This window comes from Paenibacillus sp. 01L418 (assembly GCF_056400045.1).
Genome location: NZ_JBFTSN010000212.1, coordinates 1 through 10,926, shown reverse-complemented (window position 1 = coordinate 10,926; position 10,926 = coordinate 1). Strand labels below are relative to the sequence as shown.

Here is a 10,926-nt window from a genome sequence, read left to right as displayed (position 1 = left end):
CTTCAAATGGCTGGATGTGAAGGGCTTCTCGCCGCAAACGAGTGAAGAATCGCTGCTTGGACTTGAAACGCAATCCAAAACAGCTAACGAGCAAGGTTTAATCGTGGGCCCGCACGGACTTCGCGTATGGGTGAACGAGGATCGTATTAAAGCGGAGCAAGCAATTCTTGATAAATACACCAATGTAAATATGGATATGTTCAATGATTACATGACGAATGGTTCGGCTGGTCTTCGCCCTGAGGTGCCAGTCAATGCGCAAGAGCTTTACAAAACGCTTGATGTGGCTATCCAAGCTGTATTAACGAACAAGAATGCAGATCCGAAAGCACTGCTTGAGAAAGCAGCTGCCGATTTCCAAAAGGACTATCTCGATAAAGTGCAATAAGCATCGGAAGTTTTCGGTGAACTCTAAATCCCCAAGGGCAGTCAGCCTTGGGGATTTACAATCAATAGGGCAGCGGCGGAGCCTCTGCGAATGGCAAAGGACAACAAGTGGTGTGGAAGGAGAATGGATGTCGTGGGGAAGCAGAAGGATCAAACGATAAAGGGGCTGCGTGCGAAACAAAAGCAAGTTTTCATTTTGTTATTATTGATAACGCTTACAGCGGTTTTCTTCTTGGTCGGCGCTTCACAAAAACGATCGAGCATTGCTTCCGAACCCTTAATCGTTAACGGCCATGCAGCTTCAGCAGAACAAATCGAAATGTATTTAGGGTTGAAAAAAGCGCTCGTAGCTGATTATTTCGCGCAAACCTACGGAGCTGAATATACAGATCAGTTCTGGACGACTTCCTACTCCGGCGAAATGCCTTTGCTGAGGTTAATTGAGGAAGCTAAAGCGGAGCTGACGAAAACGATAGCTTTGCAGCAGCTGGCGAAGAAGAGTGGGATTGCTGTGGATGGCAGCTACGAATCGTTTCTTAGCGGGATGGAAGCTGAGAATAGCAGGCGCAGCAAGGCTGCGGCAGACGGTGAAATCGTATATGGACCCACTTCCTTCGAAATCGAAGCTTATTACAGCTATTACATGAGCAATTTGGAAAGCGCGACACTTGAAGCAATGCAAAAAAGCGGCAAGCTCTCTGTTCCAGATGACAAAGTAAAACAGGCATACGAAATGGATAAACAGACGAAGTATTCGCTCCCGGGGCATGTAAAGCTTAAATGGGCGGTGCTGCCCTATGGAGATGGAGCCGCTTTGCGTAATAAGAACGAGGCTCTCCGCATTATGGAACAGTTGAAAAAAGCAGCCGTAGACCAAGCAGGCTTCATCGATTCTGCCAAGCAGCTTGGGATAGAGGTGATGGATGCAAGCTTAACGAGTGCAACTCGTCGTACCGCGGCTCTAGAGAGTCCAATAGCGGTTCAGCAAGCAGAGCGTATCCAGGCAGATCAATTGAGCGATATTTTCGAAGAGAACGGAGAGCTGCATCTACTGTATTGCATTTCTAAAGGAGAGCGAATTCTCCAATCCTATGAGAAAGTGAAAGACGCGATAGCAAGCGAGTTGATGTCTGAACAATTTCGCGAAATCGCTCAGCAGGAATCAAGACTAGCGACGGTTGAATGGGTTAGCGAGCGTGCAGAACGCCTTGCACGAAGCTGGTTAGGCATAACGAAATTATAGCTTTTCATTAATAAATGAATTTCTATTACTTTTTAAGAGGGAGCCATGAAAAATGTTGAAGAAGTGGATGAATGCGATGCTGATCCTCACGCTGCTCAGCATGCTGGCATTTCCAGCTGCGAGCGTATCTGCGCATGATGCAGTATCGATTGAAGATGCGTTAACGGATAACTCCAAGATGTTTGCGAGTTCGCCAAACTGGACATTTGACAATACGAATCCGCCTTTTTTTGGAGGCGATGATTCTAGGGCGGTTAGAACGTCAACGACGACGGAGTATGCTGTATATAAGCTGAATGGCATTCAGTCCTTTGCCTTGCAAGCTTATTATTTCTCCGGATCAACTGCGGTCGTTACGTTCTATGGCTCAGCGGACGGTTCTGCTTGGACAGAAATTCCTTCTCAATATTCAGATCCTGTAGGAACAGGCTCCGGCTGGTATGGAACGGAATACAGTTCCTCGGGAGCACTGCCAAGCGGAATCGATTATTTGAAAATTGAACTGAGCGGAGATATCGATACTTGGCTCATGCAGCTTGGATCGATTACGGTTTCCAATCTGTCAACGGCACCTCAGACGATTGACGATAAGCTTGATGACATGTCCAAGCTTGCTTCGTTTACGGCTAATTGGTCAATAGACAACACGAATCCGGCTTTTTTTGGCGGGGATGCTTCTAGAATTGTGAGAACGGCCGTATCGGATGAGTCAGTCGTTTATCATCTGCATGGCATTAAGCATTTTGCAGCAAGACTTCACTTCTTCGCAGGTTCAACGGGTGTTATTACGTTTTATGGCTCGCCGGATGGCGCGGTGTGGACAGAGCTTGCTGCTGTACATGATACGCCTGAATCGACCGGGGACGGGGCTTGGTCAGGGGCTACATATACGCCGGCTGATCCGCTGCCCGCAGACATTAATTATTTGAAAGTAGAATTATCTGGCGATCTGGCGAATTGGCTCATGCAGCTGGGCTCTGTAACGCTTGCGAATGTGGTGCCTGGAAATGGCGGCGGCACAGGAGGCGATGGCGATTATTTCGTAGATGCCGAGGCTGGCAGCGACAGCAATGACGGCAAATCGCAAAACACGGCATGGAAATCATTTGCCAACGTCAATAACACGACTTTTGCAGCGGGTGACCGCATTTTGCTCAAAAAAGGCAGCGTATGGAACGAGCGGCTGTATCCCAAGGGTAGCGGGACAGCGGAAGCTCCGATAACAATTACGTCTTACGGCAGTGGCAGCAAGCCAATCATTAACGGCGGCGGCATGGCCGGGGGCGCTGTATATCTTCGCAATTCTTCTAACGTTGTTATCCAAAATTTGGAGGTAACCAACTACGCCGCTGAACGCGGAACGACGTACCGAGAGGGCATTCTTGTTGAAAATGCAAACGCGGGTACGCTGACAAACATTCAGATTTTGGATAACTATGTGCATGACGTATCAAGCAGCTTCAGATATCCGACTGAATCAGGAGCAGAGGGCGGACCACATGCCTTTGGGGGCATTTCCGTATATGTAGGCGGCACCACGGCAACGGATAAGTTCGATCAAGTACTCATTCAAGGAAATACGGTGGAGCGTATTGGACGAACGGGCATTGTCGTATGGGATCAGCGCTGGAATGGGCAGGATTTTGCTTCAACTGGTGTGAAAATCCGTCAAAACTATGTGAAGCAAGCCGATAGCGACGGCATTCTTACTTTCGGCGTAGATGGTGCGTTAATTGAACATAATGTGGCAGAAGGCGGCGGCAATTACTCTGAGGTCGGTGAGTTTAACGGTTCAGCTGCGATTTGGCCAACTCGAGGCAAAAACAATGTGGTGCAGTTTAACGAATCCTTTAATACGAATAAGCCGGAAGGCGACGGTCAAGGCTTCAATCTAGATATTGATACGAACAACAGCGTTGTTCAATACAACTACAGCCACGATAATAAAGGCGGCTTTATTCTCTTTGTGGATGCGCGCTTAACACCGGGCGTGCTGGTCGGCTCTTCAAACAACGTGGTTAGATACAACATCAGCCAAAACGACCTGACTCATACGTTTAATTTTGCGGGCGGAGTTTCGCCTAATACGCAAATTTACAACAACAGCATTTATATCGGAACAGGTCAAAATACAAAAATTATGGATCATGAGTGGAATGAAGCAGGGGATTTGCAGGCGGCTTTTTCATTCAAAAACAATCTTATCTATAATCTTGGAACAGGCGATTATCATGTGCCGGGCATGAATGGCGTTTTTGATCATAACTTGTTTTACGGCAACCATCCGATCAATGAGCCTGCTGACCCGAATAAAGTTACGGCTAACCCGATGCTCGTTTATCAAGGCGGAGGCAGCAAAGGCTGGAATACGGTTGATGGTTACAAGCTAAGAGCTGGTTCTCCTGCTTTGGGTGCGGGTACGCTCATTGCCGACAATGGCGGTCTTGATTATTGGGGGAATTCGGTATCGGGCACGGAAGCTCCGAATATTGGCGCTTATAACGGAGCAGGCCTAGATCCAGCGACGCTGCCGGAGCCGCCTATCGATGATTTGAGATTGTATTTCCAAGGCTTGAAGGTCATACCGAGTATTACCGATGATGATAGCGGCAGCAAGTCGCTCCGTCTTCAGTTCGTAAACAGCTCTGAAAAAGACAGCTTAAGGGTTGGAAAGATCGCTTGGGAGGTTGGCAAAGGTTCGGATCTCGGCACAATCAGCGGCACGGATACGAATGTCCCTGTCGTCGCGCCAAACGGGCAATCGACGTATGTTATTTCTTTGCCGGGCTTGGCTGAAGGGGTTAAATATCCGCTTGATTTGAAGGTTGAAATTGCCGGATATGAGAACATTCATATGACAAGAGAGATTGATTTTAACCGTATATTGCATGAAACGGACAGCCGCCAGCCTATAACGATTGATTTGGCGAAAGGCAGCAATGTAATGACAGGTTTTCAAGGCGACGATGACCTAAGCGGTACAGCCAAGCTGCGCTGGGATGAAGGCTTTTTCTATCTCTCAGCAAGCATAAAAGACGATGTGTTTAACCATGCAGCTTTCGGCAGCTCGATTTGGCAAAACGATGGTATTCAGTTCAGCGTAGCGCCGGGTGTTCCCGGCGAGAGCCAGTCCTGGTATGAATACGGCATTTCGCAGACGCCGGACGGGCCACAAATTTATCGCTGGCTTACGATGCAAGGCAAATCAACAGGCTCAGTAACGAACGGGACGCTTAACGTAACGCGAAATGAAGAGACGAAGGTTACTTCCTATGAGCTGAAGCTTCCTTGGAGCGAGCTTTATCCGATCCAAGCCGCTGCGAATCAAGCATTAAGCTTCTCGATGCTGGTCAACGATAATGATGGTGCAGGCCGCAAAGGATATATCGAGTGGGGCTCGGGTATTGGCGGAGTGAAGGACCCGGCGCTATTCCGTACTTTCCAGCTGCTAGCTAAAGCAACGGTCACTCCACCGACACCAGGGGGAAGCACAGGCGGCAGCGGCAGCTTGAACACGATTGATAAGGGCATCATTACAGCAAAAGGAGCTAGTATCGACAAGGGGATTGCTCAAATCAATATTTCCAACGAGGAGCTTAACAAAACAGTCGAAGGCGCGAAAGACGGGCAATTGGTCATTAATGTGGTACCGTCTGGAGCAGATGCTAAGGGCGCTTCCATTCACATTTCCGCAGCAGCGCTAAAGGATGGGAACGCCAAGGCAAAAGAATTGATGGTCACCGCAAATGGCGCATCGCTTTCCATTCCAGTAGAAGCTCTCTTAGGTAGCCTTCCAGCTGGCTCGAAGCAGGTGGAGATCTCAATTATCCAGCAAGGAGATGCCTCGCTTCCGCAAAGCTTACAGCAAAAATGGAAAGGCAATACGATTTACGATTTCTTCGTTAAGGCTGATGGAGCAGCGGTTGGCAAGTTTGATTCGAAGTCGCCAATGACGGCGACAATGAAATACGAGCTGAAGCCAGAAGAGCAGGCTCATCAGGTTGTTGTATATACAATTCTAGAAGATGGCCGTGTAGAAGCGGTGAAACAAGTAAAATACGATTCCGTTACGGGGACGGTAACTTTCCAGACTAATCTTTCTAGCCGTTACGCAGCAGCCTATGCGAATGTACATTTTACAGACGTCAACGCTGCATCGCGGACGATTATTGAAGCTTTAGCAGCTCGTGAAATTGTGAAAGGTGTGGGGGAGAGCAGGTTTGAGCCTAACCGTTCCATTACCCGCGGCGAGTTTGTTCAGCTTCTCGTCAATGCCCTCGATTTGGCACCTGCTGCTGCAGGGTCTAGCAGCTTTACGGATGTCCGTAAGGAAGCATGGTATTATGCTGCGGTTTCCACAGCTCAGGCGCTGGGTATTGTAAACGGAAAAGGGGACGGCTCGTTTGGCGTATCGGATGTCATTACACGTGAGGAAATGGCTGTCATTGCTTTCCGCGCAATAGAGGCGGTTGTGAAGCTGCCAAAAGCAGCTGGCGAATCGGATATTTTTAAGGACCAGAGCCAAATAAGCGGTTACGCTTTGGAGGGAATTATGGCTTTGCAGCAGGCGGGATTCATCAAAGGGTACAAGGATGGATTATACAAACCAAAAGGCTTGTCTACCCGCGCGGAAGCAGCAGCAGTTATTTTCCGGTTGATGGGGTTATAGGTTTGTTGAAAGGACTGCACTCTTGTTGAAAAACAGGAGGGTGGTCCTTTTTTTCTATTGTAAAATCGGCTGGTTGCTGGAAATTTGCAAGGAGATCAAGGGTTTTATAGGAAATTAAGCAAAAAAGGAAGCCTACTTAACCATTTCGCAGGGTTGTCGGATATTATCCTACGATATAAAGCGCTATCATAAGATGAAAATGGCAGGCCAAATCAACATTAGCCAACTACTCGGAGGTCGTTTCCATGAACTATTTGTCTTATGTTAATCCGCTGCAAGGAACGGATTCTGTGTATACGTTCTCGAATGGAAATACGCTCCCGCTCGTTTCAAGACCTTGGGGTACTGCTTCATGGAGTCCGCAATCCCATGAGGACGGAGCGGGGTGGTTTTACCATCCCTCCCACCGCAGATTTCAAGGCCTGCGGCTAACGCATCAGCCTAGCCCGTGGATAAGGGATTATGGGCATCTTGTTGTCATGCCGCAGAGCGGGCCTATTTATTTAGATGCGGATTCCCGTGCTTCCTCCTACAGACCAGAGGAAATGGTCGTGCAGCCGCATTATTTTCGAATTCGGCTTCCTCGTTATGAAGCATCGCTGGAGCTGGTTCCGGGAATGAGGAGTGCGCGCCTTAAATTTACTTTCGACAGGAGAGAGGACTGCAGAGTTATCGTGTCTCCTTTTGAAGGGGAATCCTCGATTTTAATTGATAGCGTCAATCGACGCGTGACGGGCTTTACTCGTGCTCATCACGGGGAAGTACATGAGAATTTTGCGATGTACTTTGTTATGGACTTTGATTGTGATTTGCAGGAAGAGCAAAGCGGTACATTTAATGGGGATTTTGCTGTGCGCGAGCAGCTGGCAGGAGCGGGAGAACGAGTAGGCGCATTCGCTGGACTTGATGTCCCTGCGTCTGGGATCGTTAATGTTCGCTTTGGCACTTCTTTCATCAGCCATGAGCAGGCGCTTTGGAATATGCAGCAGGAGCTGGGGGATTTAAGCTTTGCGCAATTGCAGGAACAAGCTGCACAGGATTGGGAGCAACGACTGAGCACAATAAAGGTGGAAAGTGAAGATAAGGATGAGATGAGCACCTTCTATACATGCTTATATCRCACTTGTCTATTTCCTCGTACATGGCATGAATACAGCCCTGCTGGGGAACAAGTGCATTTTAGTGCTTATGACGGTAACGTTCATAAAGGCCCTATGTATATGGATATTGGTTTTTGGGATATCTATCGTACGAGCCTTCCGCTGTACAGCCTTTTATTTCCCTCCCTGCTGGGTGAAATGACAGAAGCATGGGTTCATATTTATAAGGAAAGCGGCTGGATGCCCAAATGGATTTCGCCTGCGGAACGAAGTGCCATGCCGGGTACATTGATCGATGCTGCGATAGCGGATGCTTATGTGAAAGGCATTCAAGGGTTTGATGTGCAAGCGGCTTACGAGGGACTGCGCAAGCATGCCACACTCGCTTCCAGTGATGGGAAGCATGGACGAAAAGGATTGGCAGCTTATATCGAATATGGCTATCTGCCGGATAATCTTTTCCACGAAAGCGTGAGCAACGCCTTGGATTATTATTACGGTGACTTCTGCATTGCTCAGATGGCAAAAGGCCTCGGCAAAGAAGAGGATTATCGTTTCTTTATGGAGAGAGCGGCGAACTATAACAAGCTGTTTGATGCTGGCGAGGGTTTCATGAAAGGCCGCAATGAGCAAGGGCAGTGGCAGGAGCACTTCGATCCTTTGCAATGGGGCAACCCGTTTTGCGAAGGCGGGGCTTGGCAGTGCAGCTGGTCTGTACCGCATGATATAGCTGGGTTAGCAAAGCTGATGGGCGGAAATGATGCTTTTGCGAAAAAGCTCGATGAACTGATGACGATGCCTCCTCTGTTCAAAACGGGCACGTACGGCACGGAAATTCATGAAATGTCGGAAATGGCTGCTATAGATTTCAGCCAGTTTGCCATTAGCAATCAGCCTAGCTTCCATATTCCCTATATTTATACCGTAATCGGCAAGCCGTCTCGAACGCAATATTGGGTAAGAAAAGCGATGAAGGAGCTATTCAGCAGCAGGCCTGATGGACTGCCTGGCGATGAGGATAATGGGAGCTTGAGCTCGTGGTATATATGGAGTGCGCTTGGGATGTATCCATTCTGTCCCGGAACTCCGGAATATGTCATGGGCAGCCCCTTGTTCCGCAAAGTGACCATACAATTGGAGAACGGCAAGGAGCTTGTCATTGAAGCGGAGAACAACGGCGCTGAAAATGTATATTGGGATAAACTGAGTGTAAACGGCGAACCGTGGCATAAGCTGTCGATCAGTCATGATCAGCTAGCGGCTGGAGCGGAGCTTCAATTCCATATGGTGGACGCGCCTTCTGGGTCAGTAACACTAAGTAATGCTTTGCCATACTCAATGAAAAATGAGGCTGCTTATGAGCCCAAATAATTTGATTTTTGCTCCTGTCCGTTATGTCCCTATTAGCCCGTTTACTAGTCTTGATGGTACCTCGTCGTTCGCAGATATAAAGGTGAACCCGAAGCTTTTAGCAGCTCTTACGGAAAGCGAAGCAACGATTAAAGCGGCTCGTTATACGGATAAAAATGTTGAGTTTTTGGAAGTAGAGCAGGTGGATTTCTATCGTGGGCTTGTTCGAATACAATCGGCGACAGCTGGCATTTATACCATTGTCACAGAGAAGCTGTATAATGATTTTCCGATTGTGACGAATTGGAATGCCGCATTAAATGGCGGCAGAGGCGGTCCACAGGCAGGCGGCACCGATGGAATCGGTGTTCTTCGACTGCATGAGGAAACGGGCGAACGTGAAGTCGAACTGCCGCTGCAGGACAATGATATCGCCAGTCCTTATTATTACCGGACGGATGCTTATGCTTTGTTCGCAGGGGAAAAGGGCGGCGAGCATCAAAGGACACCAGCCTATGAACGCTATATTGGCGAGACGTATAGCATGGTTCGCGTGACGGATGAAGTAGCTTTGAAGCTATCGGATGAAGTGATGAAACTTACGGGTTATTCTGTCATTTTCCGCAATCCGGGGACGGCACTTGATGAGCTAGAGGGATTGCCTGCTTTTCAGCTTGTGCATGGACGTATTGCGGGTCAAGGTGAGCATCGCAGTATGGTTAGCTACATCCTTCCTCCAGAGTGGTCTCGTACACCTGAAGTACGGTATCCTGCTTTATTCAGCGGGTTTTATGATCAGAATGAAAATGTTTTTGCAAATGTTGGGCCAGCTCTTCTAAACGTGCTTGGCCAGACGTTACTGGACACAGGGAAAGGTGCAGTCGGCATCATATGGAACGGCGGAGGTTCGTTCGGTACGAGAACGACGCATGGTTCCGTGTATGAGAACTTGGACGATCTGTTCCTGACCGCTATCGAGCAGTTCGCCGTGGATGGGAATGCTGTTGTGACGGTTGGCGGCTCACGCGGAGGCATAACAAGCTTAATTGCGGCGGGTAATCCGAATAGCAGTGTGTACTCCGTTCGTTATGCCATCTGCTATAATGTGCCGCTCGCTTTTGGAGAACCTTTTAAGGAAATGCTTAATCCTACCTGTCCGGTATGCTGGCGCGCGGTTTGCGAGGATACGGGTTATAAATACGCGTGGCAGCCTGGCTGGCAGGAAGCGAACGGTCACAGCGCAGTTGATCTATTCTTCACAACGCTGCTTGGTAGTGATGATATGGGGCTTATTGCGAGCGAGCGAAGCCCAGCGTCGAATCAAATCATACATGCCTTGAAGTCCAAAGGGACTAAGGTTTGGCTGACACATGGAACGCATGACGCGTATACCTCAAGCTGGCTGTCCTTTGAGTGGGCTGATCGCGCCCGCAGGCATGGCGTGGACGTTAGGCATGAAATCGGCTACCGTTACGGACATAACAATTGTACAGATCCATTCCAAAGCGCAAAAACCTGCTTAACAGCTCTTCTGAATCAAGTGGATTTGCCAATAGAGGGGACATGGCATTATCGCAGAGCTAGCGAAGTGCAGGAAGAGTGGGAGCGATCTGAGCTATTCGAGCCGATACATCAGCCTGTATTTGTGGAAGCGCCCAAAATTGCTGTTGTGGGACTGCCTATTCTTCTTATCGTCTATGGCGAGCCGGGCATGGAATACGAATTAATTTTGTATCCTTCGAGCGAGGTGGAACGGGCGGAGCCTGTTGTTCTCATGGCAGGTACGATGAGCCAGTTGGAAGGCTATCGCACGACATTTTCCTTTGAGAAAACCGTTCAGATCGTGTCAGAGCAGATTAAGCCGGGGTTGTATGAATACCGTTTGCTTTTTAGAAGAAATGGTTCGGAGAAGTGGGAGAACACGGCTGTGCATTGCCCGCATCCCGGCTTTGAAGGACAGTCGACGCTTACGGTAACAAAGGACATACCAAACTTCGCAAGCAATGAGTGGCTTGAACAGACGACAAAACATGCAATCGGGTGGGGACTGAGCGAGGCTTAATGATAAGGGGATGCTCCTTAAGTAGACTTTTCTACTTGAGGAGCATCCCTTTTTTAAAATATAAGAATTTATAAGTTTTTTAGCTAATATAGGGTTTATATTTCTCCGTCAAAGC

The 10,926-nt window shown here is 48.5% G+C and carries 4 protein-coding genes and 1 pseudogene; all 5 read left to right on the top strand.

Annotation, left to right across the window (positions count from 1 at the left end):
• Positions 1–388 (top strand): annotated as a pseudogene (locus tag AC1DSE_RS21580) (hypothetical protein); the annotation flags it as partial.
• Between the two features lie 90 nt (positions 389–478).
• Complete coding sequence (locus tag AC1DSE_RS21575; RefSeq protein ID WP_477510737.1) at positions 479–1,630, top strand: hypothetical protein; 1,152 nt, start codon at positions 479–481, stop codon at positions 1,628–1,630.
• Between the two features lie 52 nt (positions 1,631–1,682).
• Positions 1,683–6,299, top strand: coding sequence for an S-layer homology domain-containing protein (locus tag AC1DSE_RS21570; protein ID WP_477510738.1), 4,617 nt, complete (start codon positions 1,683–1,685; stop codon positions 6,297–6,299).
• Between the two features lie 245 nt (positions 6,300–6,544).
• Positions 6,545–8,770, top strand: a complete 2,226-nt coding sequence (locus tag AC1DSE_RS21565; protein ID WP_477528162.1) for a GH92 family glycosyl hydrolase — start codon at positions 6,545–6,547, stop codon at positions 8,768–8,770.
• A complete protein-coding gene (locus AC1DSE_RS21560; RefSeq protein WP_477510740.1) occupies positions 8,757–10,811 on the top strand; it encodes a hypothetical protein in 2,055 nt (684 codons plus the stop codon). Before AC1DSE_RS21565 ends, AC1DSE_RS21560 begins: the two co-directional genes overlap by 14 nt.
• The last annotated feature ends 115 nt before the right edge of the window (positions 10,812–10,926 follow it).

What these genes read in the sequence shown, in the direction of transcription:
- AC1DSE_RS21575 (WP_477510737.1), top strand. Translation starts at nt 479, where the DNA reads ATGGCAAAGGACAACAAGTGGTGTGGAAGGAGAATGGATGTCGTGGGG.
- AC1DSE_RS21570 (WP_477510738.1), top strand. Translation starts at nt 1,683, where the DNA reads ATGTTGAAGAAGTGGATGAATGCGATGCTGATCCTCACGCTGCTCAGC.
- AC1DSE_RS21560 (WP_477510740.1), top strand. Translation starts at nt 8,757, where the DNA reads ATGAGCCCAAATAATTTGATTTTTGCTCCTGTCCGTTATGTCCCTATT.